Origin of the sequence: Halomonas sp. SpR1, from assembly GCF_031010175.1 — a bacterium.
Lineage (GTDB): Bacteria > Pseudomonadota > Gammaproteobacteria > Pseudomonadales > Halomonadaceae > Vreelandella.
Map to the genome: position 1 here is coordinate 1 of NZ_JAUAMB010000032.1, position 14,844 is coordinate 14,844.

The 14,844-nt window shown below is 55.3% G+C and carries 15 protein-coding genes and 2 pseudogenes; 10 read left to right on the forward strand and 7 right to left on the reverse strand.

Going from position 1 to position 14,844, the window contains the following annotated elements:
- Positions 1-395: 395 nt before the first annotated feature.
- Genes QT231_RS18550 through QT231_RS18560 form a run of 3 tightly spaced genes read left to right on the forward strand, consistent with a single transcriptional unit; the run spans position 396 to position 3,930 of the window.
- The gene (locus QT231_RS18550) at positions 396-1,193 is read left to right on the forward strand and encodes an IclR family transcriptional regulator (RefSeq protein ID WP_308338315.1); all 798 of its coding nucleotides are present in this window, start codon (positions 396-398) and stop codon (positions 1,191-1,193) included.
- A gap of 6 nt (positions 1,194-1,199) precedes the next feature.
- Positions 1,200-2,489, forward strand: a complete 1,290-nt coding sequence (locus QT231_RS18555; RefSeq protein ID WP_308338316.1) for an FAD-dependent oxidoreductase — start codon at positions 1,200-1,202, stop codon at positions 2,487-2,489.
- Positions 2,490-2,523: 34 nt separating this feature from the next.
- Positions 2,524-3,930, forward strand: coding sequence for a Na+/H+ antiporter NhaC family protein (locus QT231_RS18560; RefSeq protein WP_308338317.1), 1,407 nt, complete (start codon positions 2,524-2,526; stop codon positions 3,928-3,930).
- A 66-nt stretch (positions 3,931-3,996) separates the two neighbouring features.
- Here QT231_RS18560 and QT231_RS18565 read toward each other — a convergent pair whose 3' ends face one another.
- A complete protein-coding gene (locus tag QT231_RS18565) occupies positions 3,997-4,617 on the reverse strand; it encodes a LysE family translocator (RefSeq protein WP_308338318.1) in 621 nt (206 codons plus the stop codon).
- A 291-nt stretch (positions 4,618-4,908) separates the two neighbouring features.
- Between QT231_RS18565 and QT231_RS18570 the strand changes: the two genes are divergently transcribed.
- The 6 genes and pseudogenes from QT231_RS18570 (at position 4,909) to QT231_RS18595 (ending at position 8,232) form a co-directional block, all read left to right on the forward strand.
- Positions 4,909-5,310 (forward strand): AAA family ATPase, encoded by a 402-nt coding sequence (locus QT231_RS18570; protein WP_308338319.1) that lies wholly within the window; start codon positions 4,909-4,911, stop codon positions 5,308-5,310.
- A 70-nt stretch (positions 5,311-5,380) separates the two neighbouring features.
- Positions 5,381-6,148 (forward strand): DUF4143 domain-containing protein, encoded by a 768-nt coding sequence (locus tag QT231_RS18575; protein ID WP_308338320.1) that lies wholly within the window; start codon positions 5,381-5,383, stop codon positions 6,146-6,148.
- A gap of 138 nt (positions 6,149-6,286) precedes the next feature.
- Positions 6,287-6,511, forward strand: coding sequence for a hypothetical protein (locus QT231_RS18580; protein ID WP_308338321.1), 225 nt, complete (start codon positions 6,287-6,289; stop codon positions 6,509-6,511).
- A gap of 12 nt (positions 6,512-6,523) precedes the next feature.
- A pseudogene (locus tag QT231_RS18585) lies at positions 6,524-6,805 on the forward strand (tyrosine--tRNA ligase); the annotation flags it as partial.
- A 12-nt stretch (positions 6,806-6,817) separates the two neighbouring features.
- Positions 6,818-6,943 carry a S4 domain-containing protein gene (locus QT231_RS18590; RefSeq protein WP_374694414.1) on the forward strand — a complete coding sequence of 42 codons (126 nt, stop codon included), beginning with the start codon at positions 6,818-6,820 and terminating at the stop codon, positions 6,941-6,943.
- A gap of 329 nt (positions 6,944-7,272) precedes the next feature.
- Positions 7,273-8,232, forward strand: coding sequence for a methyl-accepting chemotaxis protein (locus QT231_RS18595; RefSeq protein WP_308338323.1), 960 nt, complete (start codon positions 7,273-7,275; stop codon positions 8,230-8,232).
- Positions 8,233-8,320: 88 nt separating this feature from the next.
- On the opposite strand, the gene hpaR is transcribed toward QT231_RS18595, so the two are convergent.
- The 4 genes and pseudogenes from hpaR to hpaD form a co-directional block, all read right to left on the reverse strand.
- Positions 8,321-8,776, reverse strand: a complete 456-nt coding sequence (hpaR, locus tag QT231_RS18600; RefSeq protein ID WP_308338324.1) for a homoprotocatechuate degradation operon regulator HpaR — start codon at positions 8,774-8,776, stop codon at positions 8,321-8,323.
- 61 nt (positions 8,777-8,837) lie between these two features.
- A complete protein-coding gene (gene gabD, locus QT231_RS18605) occupies positions 8,838-10,289 on the reverse strand; it encodes an NADP-dependent succinate-semialdehyde dehydrogenase (RefSeq protein WP_308338325.1) in 1,452 nt (483 codons plus the stop codon).
- A gap of 55 nt (positions 10,290-10,344) precedes the next feature.
- Entirely contained in the window at positions 10,345-11,157 is an 813-nt protein-coding gene (hpaI, locus tag QT231_RS18610; protein ID WP_308338326.1) for a 4-hydroxy-2-oxoheptanedioate aldolase, read from the reverse strand.
- A gap of 82 nt (positions 11,158-11,239) precedes the next feature.
- Positions 11,240-12,094, reverse strand: a pseudogene (hpaD, locus tag QT231_RS18615) (3,4-dihydroxyphenylacetate 2,3-dioxygenase).
- A 145-nt stretch (positions 12,095-12,239) separates the two neighbouring features.
- Here hpaD and hpaA point away from each other — a divergent pair.
- Entirely contained in the window at positions 12,240-13,139 is a 900-nt protein-coding gene (hpaA, locus tag QT231_RS18620) for a 4-hydroxyphenylacetate catabolism regulatory protein HpaA (RefSeq protein WP_308338327.1), read from the forward strand.
- 22 nt (positions 13,140-13,161) lie between these two features.
- On the opposite strand, the gene QT231_RS18625 is transcribed toward hpaA, so the two are convergent.
- Together QT231_RS18625 and QT231_RS18630 are read right to left on the reverse strand one after the other, a co-directional pair.
- On the reverse strand, positions 13,162-13,959 hold the full coding sequence (locus tag QT231_RS18625) for a 2-oxo-hepta-3-ene-1,7-dioic acid hydratase (RefSeq protein ID WP_308338328.1): 798 nt from the start codon (positions 13,957-13,959) through the stop codon (positions 13,162-13,164).
- The gene (locus QT231_RS18630) at positions 13,946-14,836 is read right to left on the reverse strand and encodes a fumarylacetoacetate hydrolase family protein (protein ID WP_308338329.1); all 891 of its coding nucleotides are present in this window, start codon (positions 14,834-14,836) and stop codon (positions 13,946-13,948) included. Before QT231_RS18630 ends, QT231_RS18625 begins: the two co-directional genes overlap by 14 nt.
- Positions 14,837-14,844 lie beyond the last annotated feature (8 nt).

Sequence of the window (14,844 nt, forward strand, 5' to 3'; positions counted from 1 at the left end):
TACTAGGCTGGCAGCTTCCTGCTTAAATTCAGGCGAAAAAGTACGTCGTTTCTTGGTCATCAGACACCTCGTTTATGGTGGCAATATTACCACCTACGTTGGTGTCCGGTTTTATTGAACCACTACAGCACAATCGGGCCGGGCTCAAGAAAGTGTCTGATGTTCGATACGGGGAAGTCTTCCTTCGTCATCGGGTGTGTCATCACCAACCTCCGATTAAATGGGTAGATGGCAAAGCTATCAACTGTATTATTGGCCGTTTTCGGTCTTCGGCCTTGGCTTGATACTAGCATTCACCTCTATGCGCTAAAGCGGCTATGTCTCATTTAGTGAGATGAACTCGTGAATTTGTCTTGCTATGTTTTAGTCTACATAAACAAATAACGATAAGCACAATGCCGGTAAATGAAAGCAGCACAGCGTCTGGCCCTACGACGCTTAATCATGCCATGCAAATATTGCAGGTCACCGCGCGTGGTGGCCACCGGGGTGCAAGTATAGACGATTATCTGAATGCGCTGAGCTTCAGCCGTCCTACGCTCTACCGGTTGTTAAAAGGTCTCAAGCAGCAAGGATTTTTACGATCTTCTCCTGTTCGTGGGCGTTATCTGCTGGGTTATGAGCTGCTAGTGCTGGGTGCCCAGGCGGGAAATGGTGCTGGGTTGCGTGATTTGGCCCGTCCAAGGTTGCTGGCGCTGGCGCAGCGCTGGGGAGACAGCTTCTATTTGTTCGCTCGCGATGGTGTCAATGCTGTCTGCCTGGAGGTACAGAACGGTGCTTATCCGGTGGGCAGTTTCGTTAGGGCGACGGGGGGACGTTTGCCGCTAGGCGTTGGACAAGCGTCAATTGCCTTGCTCGCGTATCTCAGCGCGGATGAGCGAGACGAAATACTCAGCCATAACGCGGAACGGCTGATAGACGAATACGCGATTGCCATCGCTGACATCGACGCCGAAATTGCCCACCAACTGAAACATGGTTACGCCCGGGGTGTAGAAGGTTCTCTGCTCCCGGAATACAGCGGCCTGGCCATTCCTATTCTTGACCATAGCGGCCACCCCTTGGGTGCCATGAGCTGTTCGATGCTCAAATCGCGTATGACGGAAGATCACAAGCGGGAAGTGCTCCAAGGCATGCAGGAAGAGGTTGCCGCCATGGTCAATCAGGCCCATGGCCTGCTGTATCTGGATTAACGCGCTATGCCACACACGACGCACCCATCCCATCAGCGCCCTTGCGGCTGGAACGCTTGGCTAGCCGAGCGCCAGCCGCGCCCCGCTCTACGCGGTCACTCCGAGGCAGATGTCGTCATCATCGGAGCCGGTTACACCGGTTTTGCGGCAGCCTCTGCCTGGCAGCAGGCGCGCCCTGGAGACCGTATCAAGATCCTCGAAGCTGACCGGATAGGCGAAGGAAGCCCAGGGCGCAACTCCGGCTTTATGCTGGAAATTGCCCTGGCTAACGATGCTCGCCCCGAAGAGCTTGAGCGCATGGAGACGCTGAACGCGTTAAGCCGACAAACCATGGCGTTACTGCGCTCGCGTGTCGAACGTTTGGGTATTGACTGCCAACTCGAGCGTAGTGGCACCTATCGCGCTGCTCGTAGCGCCATAGGGCAGCGCGCTTTGAATCAGTATGAAGCGTTTCTGAAGGCGGCTGGGCTTTCCTACCAAACTTTGAACGGTAGCCAACTCGCTGAGCGAATCGGTACGCACTACTACACCCAGGGGATTTATTCGCCGGACTGCTATCTCGTCCAGCCCGCCGCATTGATTGTGGGTTTAGCGGATTCATTGGAAGCCGGTATCGAGCTGTATGAGCGCTCGCCAGCGACGCAAATAGTACCTGATGGGAAGAAATGGCGCGTCATTACACCCGAAGGCGACGTGACGGCTGGGCAGGTGATTCTGGCCAATAACGCTTTTTCCAGGGCCTTGGGTGCCGACCCTTCGCGGCTAACCGCTATTTATACCTACGCCGCTATTACCGCGCCTTTACCGGAACCAGAGCGCCAACGCATCGCCGCGACGACCTGGGGGCTACTCCCCGCACACCGCTTAGGCTGTACGCTGCGCACTACCGTTGATGGCCGTTTGATGATCCGCTCGCGTTACAGCTATGAACGCGAAGCTGATAACACCCGTATCGAGGCCGAACTGAAAGCAAGCCTTGAGACCCGCTACCCGGAGCTCACCCCAGTGCACTTCGACAAGGTCTGGGGAGGTACCACCGGGCTGACCTATAACGGGGCGCCACTTTGGGGCGAGGTCCAGCCCGGGTTGTATGTTTCGGCGGGGTGTAATGGCGGCGGTATCGTCAAAGGTACCTTCCTGGGCGATGCCTTGGCCCGATACGCGCTCGGTCAACCGGTTGAGGATATTGCTTCGCTATTCGGCAAGGCGAGCTGGATGCCACCTGACCCCGTACGTCGGTTGGGCTTTTACCTGACCAGTGAAATGGAGCGCCGAAAGGCAAAAAACGAAACCTGACTCCACCCACCACTATAAAAAAAGAGAGATGACAATGGATCCTCAAGATCATGTCGGGCTGCTGTCCATTATGCCGGCGGCATTGGCTATCGTGCTGGCGTTTGTCACCCGGAATACGGTTTTCTCGCTGGCTGTTGCCTGTTTCGTTGGGGTGATTACCCTGGGCAATGGGCTGATGGGGTTTCCGACGTTGTTAAAGGAAACTCTGGGCACCACCAGCTTCTCTTGGATACTGCTGTTGGAGCTATTCATTGGCACAGTGATCGCTTTTTTCCAACGCACCGGAGCGATTCAGAACTTTACCGCCTGGGTGGAACGCCGTGCCTTATCGCGGGTGCGGGTTCAACTGGTTGCCTGGGTGATGGGCATGTTCGTTTTTTTCAGCGACTACTTCAGCCCTCTGTTTGTTGGTAGCACCATGCGTGGCCTGACGGATCGGTACCGGGTCTCGCGGGAAAAACTGGCCTACATCGCCGATTCTACCTCGGCGCCGGTAAGTGTCATGGTGCCCATCACGGGCTGGGCAGTGTTCATCTCCGGCCTGTTGATCGGTATGGGCCCCATCGAAAATGCTGCCCAGGCGATGGGAGTCTTTCTGCATGCCATACCTTTCAACCTCTATGCATGGCTATCGGTGTTGGTGGTCGGGCTGGTGATCGTGGGCGTCATTCCGCTCTTTGGGCCGATGCGCGAAGCCGAGCGCCGGGCTCAGGAGGAAGGCAAAGTGCTGCGTGATGGAGCAGAGCCACTGGTGGGTGAGGAACTGACGGAAATTCCGCTTTACGAAGGGGCACGCACCAGCCTGTTCTGGAATTTTTTCGCCCCGGTTCTGGTAGTGGTTGGCGTTGCGGTGGGCACCTTTATCGTCATGGACTCGGCCAAGACCATGGAGGCATTTCTGGCGGCTTCCGTGTTTCTCGGTATCGTTATGCGCCTTCAGGGCATTCCCTTCAGCGATATTATGAAAACCTCTATGGCGGGTATGAAGGGAGTAATGCCCGCCATCATCATTCTGGCGTTAGCCTACTCGTTGAATCAGTTGTCCAAAGACATGGGCACGGCTAACTATATCGTCGAAGCCACCGCTGGCTGGCTAACACCGGCTCTTCTCCCGGCCATGACGTTCCTCATTGCCGCTGTCATCGCCTTTTCAACCGGCACCTCTTGGGGCACCTTCGCTATCATGATGCCGCTGGCTGTGCCGCTCGCGTTCAACTTTAGCGGCGATATGGTTACACCGCTGGTGTATGCCACAGTGGCCGCTGTGGCGGGTGGTGGGGTCTTTGGGGATCACTGTTCGCCCCTGTCGGATACCTCCGTGCTGGCCTCAACAGGGGCTGCTTCTGATCATATCGATCATATCAAAACGCAAATTCCCTTTGCGCTAGCCGTCGCTTTGCTTTCCCTGGCGATGTACCTGTTGCTTGGCCTCACGCTGTAACCCAACCCTCTTCGTCCTGCGATGACAGAGAGCGTGCGTTGTCGCAGGGCTAACATCAAACGGGTACTACCCAGCAGGACGGCGCATCACGGTCATCAACACACCCGCGCCGATCAAGCTACCCGCACCGCAGCGGTGTAGTAGCCTACGAAACTTGGCGGTCATCAGTTTCCGGCTAGTGGTCGACAGCAGTGTGTAGCCAAGATCAGAGATGATCCCCATCACAAGAAAGGTGGTGAAAAGAATCGCTAACTGGGGCGCCAAGGGCTGGGTCTGATTAATAAACTGCGGCATGAACGCCATAAAGAATAGAATGCTTTTGGGGTTCAGAAGTGTCACCCAAAATGCCTTTGCAGTGCCTTGCTTGATATTGGCGCCAGAGGCTTCCAGGTCGTTAAGTTGGCCGGATTCACGCCACATCTTGATCCCAAGGTAAAGTAGATAGAGAACCCCTAACCATTTAACGATGGCGAATAGCTCCGCCGACGCCATCAGCAGGGCGCCTACGCCGGCAAACGAAAGCGACATCGCCACCAAGTCGCCCAAGAAAAAGCCAGGAAGCATCGCTAAAGCTGCCCTGCGGCCTTGATTAATTCCAGTCATGACCAGCAGAGCAACCGCGGGGCCGGGGGAAGCGATAACTAAAAACGAAGCCAGCACAAACGATAGCCAAAGCTCAATCGACATAGCGTTACCCGCCTTGTTGTTGAATTATTAACTATATCTCGCCATATAGTTGTAAGCCCTGGATCGCCGCGTGGCAATTATGTTCAGTGGCTATTCTTGATTTTGCCCGCCGGTTTTGCGCGTAATTTTCTGCGAGAATATTCTCCATCACACTGGATCACCGCGAAGTAGCACCCCAAGTAATCACTATCCGGGGTCATTGGTCAGCCTGCTAACCTGCAATTGGACGATACTTTAGCCTACAATTAGACGCTACTATAACTCGCAATTGGACGTTGCCAGAGGCAAGTTATGGATACCTCTCATCTACCGCGGTTGATCCGTGACCGAGTGGTCGAGTCGCTCGCAGATACGCCAATGGTGTGTTTGCTAGGGCCTAGACAGGTGGGTAAAACAACGCTCGTGCAACGCATATACTCTGAGCGTGCGTACCTCAATCTGGGTGATCCGACGCTGCTGGCGGCCGCGCAGCGGGATCCATTGGGGGTTATCGAGAGCCTGCCAGAGCGTAGCACGCTGGACGAAGTGCAACGTGCCCCCGAGCTGCTGCTGGCGATAAAATCGATGGTTGATCGCGACCGCCAGCCGGGGCGTTTTCTGCTGACCGGGGTCTGCCAATTCGCTGTTGCTCCCCCAGGCCCAAGAATTACTAGCAGGTCGTATGGAGGTCATCTATCTGCACCCGCTGGCTGAGCAGGAGAAGCGTGTTAGTGAATCGACCTAGCTGGCCAAGTTGATCGCGGGGCAGCTTGCCGCCAAGATAATGCCAGACCACAGGCCGCTGCCTACCACACCTGCGACCATCTGCCAGGGTGGCTACCCTGAGCCCAACCGGCGAACGCCCCGCCGCGCTCGTCAGTGGTATCGCCAATATATCAACGCGGTCATTCAGCGTGATGTGAAAGATATGGCGGCTATTCAAGATGAGGGCGGCATGTTGCGGCTAATGGAGCTGCTTGCTTATCGAACCGGCAGCCTGCTCAACGTGAGTGCCTTGAGCAAAGAGCTAGGATTGGAGCGCGGCACGGTCAACAAATACCTGAGTATTCTGGAGCGCCTCTTTCTGATTCGTCAACTGCCCGCTTGGCATCGCAACCAAGCTAAGCGGCTGATCAAGAGCCCTAAGCTACACTTGGTCGATACCGGTCTTGCGGCTGCTCTGGGGCGGCGGTCCTTCGATCAGTGGTTAACGGAAGCAGAGCGTTTTGGTGCCCTGCTGGAAACCCATGTGGTTGAGCAACTCATGGCCCAAGCCTCTTGGGTCGAACCAGAACTGCGCTTTTCTCACTACCGCGACAAAGATCAGGTCGAGGTAGATCTCATCATTGAGCGTGGTCAGGCGCTTTGGGGCGTTGAGGTCAAACGCTCTGCTACTGTGCAGGCCAAAGATGCCGCAGGGCTCGCACGGTTGGCCGATCAAGCGGGCGAACAATTCCAGGGAGGCATGCTGGTTTATACCGGGCGGCACTGCGTAAAGCTGGATGTGCCTGGCTGCTTTGCCGTTCCCATCAGCATGCTGTGGGGGGAGTAATGGTCGAAGACTCCGCCGTCGATCTATTTAGATAGGCGCGACTAGATAGGTACGATGGTTTGAACGGCTCTGTTTAGTCGATGCGGGGCTCCTGAGTTCGGTTCATAAAATTAGACCTAATAGTAGGCAGTGATAACCATGACAGAATCCACTAGCGCGTCAGTCAATTCGCTTGAGCCTCAGGTACTTTCCGGCTGTGTGGATGCGTTGGGTTCAGCCCATTTCACCTCACACTTGACCAGGCTGTTGCGTTCGCTGGTGGCTTTTGATTGTGCGGTAATTGTTGGCTATCGTCCCGGCAAACACCCCATATTCCTCTACGCCTCTCTTCAACAGCAGCGCGAATTGCTGTTTCAGCGCTAGCTCGACCCGAAACAGACCCCTCCCCACCACTTCTACCAGTTTTGGCTAAATACCGACGACAGCGATGTTTACCGTTTCCTGCGTTACTACACCTTTTTAAGCTGCGAGGAGGTTGCGAACATTGAAGCCAGAGACACGCTTTCAACGGGTAAGCCTCAGACGCAGCGGATTCTGGCTGAAGCCGTCACTCGCTTTGTGCATGGTGAAGAAGGTCTTGCAGCGGCTCAGCGTATCTCCCAAGCGCTATTTAGCGGCAAGGTCGCGACGCTCACGCTGGATGAACTGGAGCAGTGAGCGCTTGATGGCCTGCCTTGTGTGGAAATGTCACCCGATGAAGTAATGGATGCGGTGCTGGTAAAAGGCAGTTTGGCTGGGTCAAAACGCCAGGCGAGGGAGTTAATAGAGCAGGGGGCCGTGCGCCTCAACGGTTAGCGTGTCCATCTAGGGCGGCTAGGTGACAGCTTTGCACTGTTCGATACCTATTGGGTTGTGCGAAAAGGTAAAAAACACTTTTGCCTGTTTAAGCGGGTTGAATAACAGGGCACTTCGAAACGCGCTTAATGGCGCATACCGTTTTGGGCGGGTGACTGGTGGTTTTTGTCTCGACCTTCTGGCAGGAGGATACAAATGATTGTCACCTATACACAAGAAACTCTCGACTTCAATGCTCACAGTAATGCTACCCACCGTGATCACTCGGTGCATGAAAACCGACGATAAGGTGCTGCTTTCGTGCGCCAAATCTGGAGAGGGTAGCGATAATGTTAAATATAAGATCTTCCAAAAGGCTAGCGGACGATATTCTGGGTTTTTTTGGTCAGTTAGAGGGTGGCCAAGGCGCCATTGATAGCTCCATTTTTAGTGAACTACGTCGCAATTCAGACCTGTTTTCAACCATCCAATCATTTATTGACCGTAAATCCGAGTCAGAAAATGCGCTTGCCAAGGAGCTGGCCTCAGCGTCGCAAAGCCTTACGGAAATGGAAAGGCACCATGCAGAGCTTGTCCGCCAAAAAGACGACCGCATTCGCTCGCTGGAAGCAGAGTGCCAGCGCTTGACGGGGGAGCAAAGGGTATGGGAGATGATACAACTGACGCTCACCGAAGGCGTCTGGGACTTTATCGTTCATCACGGTGATGTAGAAGATCCAGCAAGTGAGATGATCATCACTGATCAGTTTAGGGGTCTCTTGGGCTATACCCGAGGGGAGTTACCTAACGGGATGGAGAGCCAAAAAAACGTCATCCACCCAGACGATTTTCCCACCATGTTAGCCGCGTTTGAAAAGGAAATTCTCTCGCCATCAGGCTCGGGCGAATATGTAGAAGAATTCCGTATGTACCATAAACGCCATGGCTATTGCTGGTTTAGAGAGCGTGGCCGCGCGATCCGGGGCGAAGATGGTCTACTGTTACGCGTCATTGGCGCGGTTCGCAACATCGAGGATGAGCGATCGGCCAAGTCTGCCCATGAAACCATCGTGGTGAACAATCAGAAGACCTACCACCAAGTGTCAGAGGTGGTGGATGTGATCAGCCGGATCGCCACTCAAACCAATCTACTGGCGCTCAATGCTGCGGTTGAAGCGGCACGGGCGGGTGAGGCAGGCAGGGGCTTTTCGGTAGTCGCCGATGAAGTCAAAAAACTGGCCAACCAAACGCAGGATGCCACGAAACGCATTCAAGAAGTATTGGATTCTCAGGAGCAGCAAAACGTTTAACGGTGAGCCGTTTAGACAAGGAGGCCCTTTTAGCAGTGTGGATTGAATAGAAGGGCCCGCAGCCGTAATGATAACTTAGCATTGAACGTTAAGTATCAGGGTCGGAAGGCAGTTGATCTGGATTAAGCTCTTGCACTTCTTTCAGCAGGCTCATCAGGGTACGGTACTTCTCCTCCCCCAGCGCTCGCTGAATCTTCTTGTACTGACTGATCATTTCAACTTTCATTTCCTCGAATAGCGCATTGCCTTTTCCGGTTAGCGTTACGCACAGGCGGCGCTGATCGGTGGCCGGTTTCCAGCGTTCCACCAGGCCATTCTGTTCAAGTCGAACCAGCACGCCGGTCAAGCTGGGTGGCAGTATACAGGTGAGTTTCGCCAGCCGATGGCTCTCCAGGGTTTGATCTTCCGATTGCCACAGGATGCGAATCACTCGCCACTGTTGTTCGGTTATATTGTGGCGGTTAAGGTGAGGCCTGAAAAAGTCCATCGCGGACTCACGGGCTTGCATCAATGCCAATGTTAAGGAAGGGGTAGGGCGTGCCATTTGTTGCCTTTTCTAAATAGCCACCAGGACAAGCTCAAGCCGCCTGGTGGCACTGGGAGTATTACTTAATGCCCATGCACATATATTTAATTTCGAGATAATCCTCAATACCGTAATGAGATCCTTCCCGGCCAACGCCAGAGGCCTTGATGCCGCCAAAAGGAGCCACTTCAGTTGAGATAATACCCTCGTTAATTCCTACCATACCATATTCAAGTGCTTCCCCTACACGCCAGCAACGGCCGATATTTTGCGTATAAACATAGGCGGCGAGGCCGAAGGGGGTGTCGTTGGCCATGGCAATCGCTTCTTCTTCTGTGCTAAAGCGAAACAGCGGCGCCAGCGGGCCGAAGGTCTCTTCGTTGGCGACGTCCATAGCAGGTGTGGCGTCGCCCAATACCGTGGGTTCGAAGAAATTACCGCCCAGTGCGTGGGAGTGCCCGCCGCACAATACTTTAGCGCCCTGACTTAGCGCATTTTCAATATGGCTTTTCACTTTATCGACCGCTTTTAGATTAATAAGCGGGCCTTGCTGGGCGCCTTCGTCCTCGGCCGACGCTACTTTCAGTTTGCTGACGGCGGTGACCAACTTCTCGCTAAAGGCATCATAGACAGCATCATGGATCAGAAAGCGGTTTGTGCACACGCAGGTTTGCCCGCTGTTGCGGAATTTGGATGCCAGGGCACCTTCGACAGCGTCATCCAGGTTGGCGTCGTCAAAGACAATAAAGGGTGCATTGCCCCCCAGTTCCATGCTGACCTTTTTAATCGTACCGGCGCACTCTTCCATTAGCTGCCGGCCGATCTCCGTGGAGCCGGTAAACGACAATTTGCGCACGCTTTCATGTTGAGTGAGTTCGCTACCGATGGCACTTGCACGTCCGGTAACCACATTAAACACACCCGCGGGGATACCTGCCCGCTCGCCCAGTTCGACCAAGGCGAGCGCCGAGAGTGGTGTTTCGGAAGCGGGTTTGAGTACCATAGTACAACCGGCTGCCAGGGCTGGGCCTGCTTTGCGGGTAATCATTGCCACCGGGAAATTCCACGGCGTAATGGCGGCAACTACCCCCACCGGCTGTTTGATGACGACGAGGCGACGACCCGGTTTATCGTTGGGGATGACATCGCCATAAACCCGTTTGCCTTCTTCGGCAAACCACTCGATAAAGCTGGCGCCGTAGTCGATCTCGCCACGGCTTTCGGCAAGCGGCTTGCCTTGTTCCCAGCTCAACAGGCGGGCCAAGTCTTCTTTATGTTCATGCATCAAGGTAAACCATTGGCGCAGAATAGCGGCACGCTCCTTCGCCGTTTTATCGCGCCAGGCAGGCAGCGCGGCTTCGGCGGCTTCAATCGCCCGGCGTGTTTCTGCGGCGCCTAACCGGGCAACATCGGTAATAGGTGTGTTGTCAGCGGGGCTGGTGACGCTGAAGGTATCGCCACTATCGGCGCTGACCCACTGGCCATTGATAAAAGCGTGTTGGCGCAGCAGGCGTGAGTCGTGCAGTTTCATGAATGATTCCTGACGTTAAATAGGCAGTGAGTTAAAAAAACGGTGATTGACGGAGTTAGTAAACCGACGGCGAAGCCGCCGCTTTGGGTGAGTTGTCCCCGTTGTCTTTAAAAGTGCTGGCCAACGCTTTCAGTGAATTCATTAATACGCTGGTATCGACGCCGACGGCGACAAAGGTGCAGCCTAAGGCTAGATAGCGCTCCGCAAGCTGGCGGTCTGCCGATAGAATGCCGGCCGCTTTGCCTGCCCGTTGAATCCGTTGGATAGCGTCTTCGATCGCGTTCTGCACCGCTTCGTGACCTGGGTTGCCGCGGTGCCCCAGCGATGCGCTGAGGTCGGCGGGGCCGAGGAACACCCCATCCACCCCTTCGACGGCGGCAATTTCATCAAGGTGCTTGAGGCCTTCCTGGGTTTCGATCTGGACTAACAGGCAGATTTCGTTGTCCGCTTTATCCAGGTAGCCGGGGATGCTGTTCCAACGCGAAGCGCGTGCCAGTGCACTGCCGACGCCGCGAATGCCTTCTGGCGGATAGCGAGTGGCACGCACCAGCTCGCGGGCCTGTTCGGCGCTATCGACCATGGGGATCAATAGTGTCTGGACGCCGATATCCAGATACTGCTTGATCAGCGCGGTGTCGCCGACCGGCGGACGCACGATGGGGTGAGCTTGGTAAGACGCGACGGCCTGCAGCTGTGCCAGTATTGCGCGCAGGTCGTTGGGGGCATGCTCGCCGTCGATTAATAGCCAGTCGAAGCCCGCATTGGCAGAGAGCTCCGCACAGTATCCATTGGCTAGCCCCAGCCATAGACCAATTTGCGGCTCATTATTGGCTAACGCCTGCTTGAACGTATTGGTAGGTATCTCCATGCCATATCTCCTGCTTGTGTAATGAGTGGCTCTCGTTACCGCCCCGGGCGCCGAATCAGCCAGACGGTTACCTCAAGACTGCCTAAAGGGGAAAGATCGCGTTGATTTGGCCGGTGCCAGAACTGCCAAAAGGCTCAGTGAGTATTTCGGCAGGCGTGTCGTACTCTTCGCCTAATACGCCAAGCAGCATGGCGGTATCATGCATACCGCCTTCGCCGTAGCAGTGCTGGGCATATTCCGGCAGCATGGTGCGGAATTCTTTGAAGTGCCCCTGCCGCCACATCTCAACCACACGTATATCAATCTGGCGGTCAAATTCACGCGTCCAGCGGTGCATGTTTTCCATTGCATCGCTGTTATCACTAAAGCGGTGAGAAAGAGACCCTGAGGCCAACACCATGACGTTGTGATGGCTGGCCTTGATGGCGCGGCGTATGGCTTCGCCAAATTTGATGCTTTCATTCAGGTCGTGCCAGGCATCCCAGGCCGCAATCGACACCACTTTGAGCGCCTGCTCCTCAGGGACTCCCATGTGCATATAGCGCATAGGTACCAGGGTGCCGTACTCAAGCTACAGGCTTTTGATATTGTGTGCCATGGTGCGAATGTCTGAACGGTTCGCTTCCGTGGCGATCAGCTCGCCGAGGTCGGGGCAGCCTGCGTAGTTGTAGGCCATGTCTTGAATAAAGTGGGGCAATTCGTTGCTGGTATAGATACCTTCAAAGTGATTGCTGCAGTTAATGTGATACCCACTGTTGACCAGCCAGTGGGTATCGAACACCAGCGCAACATCTGCGCCTAATTCGCGGGCGCGACGGCCGATCTCCTTGTGCCCGGCAATGGCCTCAGCCCGGCAGCCGTGGTGTTTGCCAGGCTGTTCGGATAGGTACATCGAAGGGACATGGGTCACCTTGGCGGCTAAAACAATTTCGCCCATTTTATTCCTCTCAGTGCGGCGTGGTGCTTGAAATACGAGCGGCTATCTCCGGTGGGTGGCTTGTGGCCATGGAGAGTAGCTTCGTTAGTTTGTTAATATATGAACAGCGTTTAGGGTTAAGACGCGCCCACCCAGGAGCAGACACATGGCGTTGACCCCCATTCCCAATATCACGATCGGTCAGGAGTACGATCAGCGGTATGCTGACGCGGCGGTGCATTATGATGCCCTCAGGCCGATGGCGGACTTCTTCGGGCGCAACATGCCGGTTCATCACCATGACCGTTTTTTTCAGGTGCACTACATCAACAGTGGCATGGTCAGGGTTTACCTGGATAATCGGCAGTATCATCAGCAAGGGCCGATGTTCTTTTTGACGCCACCCGGGATCCCCCATTCGTTTACCACTGAAGAGGGCAGCGATGGTCATGTGCTGACGGTGCGCCAGCAATTGGTATGGTCGCTGCTTGATGAGTGCCCTGACCTTGGCAGTATTGGTCAGATTACGCCCGTTTGCGTTGCCACCGGCCACGTCAGCTCGGCGGCCCGCCATGAAGTTGCCCGCATTGAGCGGCTTTTTGATGAGCTGGGGGCGGAGTTTGCTGCCGATCGTAAAGGGCGTGACGTGGCGCTGACGACCCTGACGCGGTTGCTGTTTATCAGCCTGTTTCGGCTTTCGGCCAATTCCCTCAAGGCGCAGCATGCACGGCATGACGAACTGATGCTGTTTCACCGCTTCAATCTGGAAATCGAAGCCCACTTCAAAGCGCACTGGACGCTGTCGGCGTACGCCTCGGCCCTTAACGTGACCGAGGCGCGGCTCAATAGCGTGTGCCGTCGTATCGCTGGTGTGCCCAGTAAGCGACTGGTGCATGAGCGGCTGATGCAGGAAGCTCGCCGGATGCTGACCTTTACCGGTATGACCGTCAACGAGATTGGCTACCAGTTGGGCTTCCAGGATCCTGCCTACTTTTGTCGCTTCTTTGCTCGCCATGCCGATACCACTCCCTCAAATTACCGCCACCATCAGCTGAGCCAGTCGTGAGCAGGCGTTGACGGGGCATCCTTTAATCGAAACGCAGCTTCACCGTTCCAAAGGGGCCAAAGTCGGCGTCAATATCGCTGCCGGAAGGGCATTCCACCGGGCCGATAAAAGAGCCCGACAGCACCACTTGTCCTGCTTCAATACGTTGGCCATAAGTGGCCATGCGGTGGGCCAGCCAGACTAACCCGGTTACCGGATCATCCAGCACGCCCGCTCCCAGGCCGGTGGCCACGACGTTGCCATCTTTCTTGACGATGGCACCCACCCAGCGCAGGTCAAAAGCCGTCGGCGAGTGACGTTCGTTGCCAAGCACAATGCCCGCATTGGCCGCATTGTCGGATACCGTATCGACAATCAGGCGTGTCTGGCCGGTAGCAGCATCCTGACGAACGATGCGCGTATCCAGAATCTCCAGCGAGGGCACAACGTAATCCGTGGCCGCCAGCACGTCCTCTCGGGTTACTTCACCTTCCAGGGGCGCTTTCATGACGAAGGCTATTTCAGCTTCAATGCGGGGTTGAATAAAGTGATCCTTGGCAATCACGGCCCCTGTCGAAAAGCGCATATAGTCATAAAGCACGCCGCTATCAGGTGTATCGATCCCCAGGGCGTCCTGCATTACCTTGGAAGTCAGGCCAATTTTCCAGCCAATGACGTCATGCTCGGTCTTTTTTTGCAACTGAGCCGCCTGGATGGCATAGGCATCATCCAGCGTCATGTCGGGATATTGGCGCGACAGTAGGCCGATCTGATCGCGGTTTTTTTCCGCTGCCAGAAGTGCTTCGGCGGCAGCGGATATCTGGGCGTCAGTTAATGGCATTTTTCTCATCCTCCACGCCGTTGACCAGTTTGCCGATGCCTTCCGCTTCGACCTCAATGACATCGCCAGGCTTCAGCCAGATAGGGGGCTCGAAGCGTGCACCGGCGCCGGTAGGCGTGCCGCAGACGATAACGTCGCCGGGCACCAGGGTGGTAAACGTGGAGACGTAGTTCACGATATAGCGAAAATCGAACATCATGCGCGAGGTGCGGTCGTTCTGGCGTACTTCGCCATTGACCCGGGTGGTCAGCTCGATATCATCTAACTGAGAGGCGTTATGGAACGGCACCAGCCATGGCCCGATAGCACCGGTGGCGTCAAAGTTCTTCCCCTGGGTAACATTGAATTTGGCATGCCGTACCCAATCACGAATGGTGCCTTCGTTGCATAGGGTAAGCGCGGCAATATGCTCGTAAGCCTTCTCTTTTGAAATACGCCGGCCGCCCTTGCCGATAACGATGGTCACTTCACCTTCGTAGTCGAGCTGCTCGCTTTCGGGGGGGCGTACCAGGTTTTGGTGGTGGCCGACAAAACTGCGCGGGAAGCGAATGAACAAGGAGGGCTTGCTGGGGGCGGCCTGACCGTCTTTATACTCTTCATTACGTGATGGAAAATTAACGCCGACACAGATCAGTTTCTCAGGGTTGGCGATGGGAATCAGGTAAGTGACATCTTCTTCACGATAGCTTGGGCGGCGGCCTTCTGCGGCGTTCAACAGTTCGTCGATCGCGCCCGCTTCAATGACTTCTTTTAGGCCTTTGAACCGATGACCAAACTCTGGCAGTAGATCAATGATCCCGTCAGCGGTAACAACGCCGTAACGATCCGCGCCATTAGCGTGAAAAGCGGCCAGCCGTGGGGGCAGGGGTGCACTCATGACATATT

Coding starts and splice junctions, on each gene's coding strand:
- QT231_RS18570 (WP_308338319.1), top strand. CDS start 4,909: ATGGATACCTCTCATCTACCGCGGTTGATCCGTGACCGAGTGGTCGAG.
- QT231_RS18625 (WP_308338328.1), bottom strand. CDS start 13,959: ATGCCATTAACTGACGCCCAGATATCCGCTGCCGCCGAAGCACTTCTG.
- gabD (WP_308338325.1), bottom strand. CDS start 10,289: ATGAAACTGCACGACTCACGCCTGCTGCGCCAACACGCTTTTATCAAT.
- QT231_RS18630 (WP_308338329.1), bottom strand. CDS start 14,836: ATGAGTGCACCCCTGCCCCCACGGCTGGCCGCTTTTCACGCTAATGGC.
- hpaI (WP_308338326.1), bottom strand. CDS start 11,157: ATGGAGATACCTACCAATACGTTCAAGCAGGCGTTAGCCAATAATGAG.
- hpaR (WP_308338324.1), bottom strand. CDS start 8,776: ATGGCACGCCCTACCCCTTCCTTAACATTGGCATTGATGCAAGCCCGT.
- QT231_RS18555 (WP_308338316.1), top strand. CDS start 1,200: ATGCCACACACGACGCACCCATCCCATCAGCGCCCTTGCGGCTGGAAC.
- hpaA (WP_308338327.1), top strand. CDS start 12,240: ATGGCGTTGACCCCCATTCCCAATATCACGATCGGTCAGGAGTACGAT.
- QT231_RS18595 (WP_308338323.1), top strand. CDS start 7,273: ATGTTAAATATAAGATCTTCCAAAAGGCTAGCGGACGATATTCTGGGT.
- QT231_RS18550 (WP_308338315.1), top strand. CDS start 396: ATGCCGGTAAATGAAAGCAGCACAGCGTCTGGCCCTACGACGCTTAAT.
- QT231_RS18575 (WP_308338320.1), top strand. CDS start 5,381: ATGCCAGACCACAGGCCGCTGCCTACCACACCTGCGACCATCTGCCAG.
- QT231_RS18580 (WP_308338321.1), top strand. CDS start 6,287: ATGACAGAATCCACTAGCGCGTCAGTCAATTCGCTTGAGCCTCAGGTA.
- QT231_RS18565 (WP_308338318.1), bottom strand. CDS start 4,617: ATGTCGATTGAGCTTTGGCTATCGTTTGTGCTGGCTTCGTTTTTAGTT.
- QT231_RS18560 (WP_308338317.1), top strand. CDS start 2,524: ATGGATCCTCAAGATCATGTCGGGCTGCTGTCCATTATGCCGGCGGCA.